This is a genomic window from Corynebacterium tuscaniense DNF00037, from assembly GCF_000759055.1.
In the GTDB taxonomy this organism is placed as follows: Bacteria; Actinomycetota; Actinomycetes; order Mycobacteriales; family Mycobacteriaceae; genus Corynebacterium; species Corynebacterium tuscaniense.
On record NZ_JRNG01000078.1, the window covers coordinates 1 to 1301 of the forward strand.

The following is a 1301-nucleotide window of genomic DNA, read 5'->3' on the forward strand; positions in this document are numbered from 1 at the left end:
GGGCCTGACCCCCGGAAAGTAGACACGTCGGGGGTTAGCTATGCTGCTTGGGTCAGTGTAGCTGAATTAAGTGCTTCGAAGGTATCGGGGGCTAGAAGGTTGCACCAGGAGTGTCGTCTGCGCGTGTTGTAGCGCATGCACCATCGGAAGACTTCTTGGCGGCAGATGATGGGATTGTCAAAGACTTTCCGATCACGCAGGACTTCACGTTTAAGGGTGGCGTTAAATGATTCTGCCAGGGCGTTATCGGCACTTGTACCCACCGCGCCCATGGATTGGCGTACACCAAGCTGGGCGCAGTGATCCCTAAATGCTTGTGAGGTGTACACACTGCCGTGATCGGAATGGAAAATTGCTCCTTTAAGGCTTCCTCGGACTTTTCTGGCATGGGTTAAAGCTTCGGTAACCAGCGATACTCGCATGTGATCGGCGAGTGCATGGCCGACGAGCTTGCGTGAGTAGGCGTCGATGACCGTGGCTAGGTACATGTTCTTACCGCCCTTACACGGCAGATACGTAATATCGCCTACATAGAGCTCGTTTGGTCTATCAGCTGTGAATTTGCGGCCTACTAAATCTGGCATCACGCGGTGGCCAGGCTTACGCCTGGTGGTGATACATCGACGCCGTTTACTAAAGCCTTTAAGCCCCATGGATTGCATGATGCGTGCGACCTTCTTGTGATTGATCGGGGGAAAGCCCGTATCGTCGTTGAGGCTTGCAGCGATGCGTTTAGCACCATAGAGCCCGTGCTCATCATCGAAGATGGTCTTGATTCTTGCACCAATAAGGGCGTCAGAACATATCTTTAACCTTCGTTTATCGCGGGTGTTGACCCATTTGTAGAACGAGGAGCGATTGAGCTTTAACACGTGGCACATCCGCTTGACCGAGTACTCGGTTCGGTGGTCATAGACAAACTGGAAGCGGATTACCAGCGTGTCTCTTCGGCAAAATATTTCGCGGCCTTGCGCAGGATGTCGCGTTCTTCGCGCAGCTTAGAGACTTCTTTTTCTAGCTGGCGGATTCGCTCGGAGTCAGTCGTCGCCTGGGCCTGGTCGCGCAAGCTTTTGGTGCGGGCACGTTTGCCGGTGCCGTACTGCTTAAGCCAAGAGAAAAGTGAGGAACGATTGACTCCAAGCTCTGCTGAAGCCGCGTGAAGTGTGAGATCCTCATTGTTTTCGTAGAGGGCCACAGCATCACGTTTGAACTGTTCGGAGTACCTAGGCATGGTGGTAGATTACCTTTCTTCTCAACCCAACTGGGCTGGATATCAGGTGTCTACCTAACGGGGGTCAGGT

Annotated in this window: 1 protein-coding gene; it reads right to left on the minus strand. The window is 53.0% G+C overall.

The window, feature by feature from the left end:
* Nucleotides 1-38: 38 nt before the first annotated feature.
* Nucleotides 39-1231, minus strand: a protein-coding gene (locus HMPREF2129_RS10455) for an IS3 family transposase (protein WP_408605845.1) whose coding sequence is annotated in 2 segments (ribosomal slippage) — nt 39-949 and nt 949-1231 — 1194 coding nt in all. Because the reading frame shifts where the segments join, the coding sequence is not laid out codon by codon here.
* Nucleotides 1232-1301: the final 70 nt, after the last annotated feature.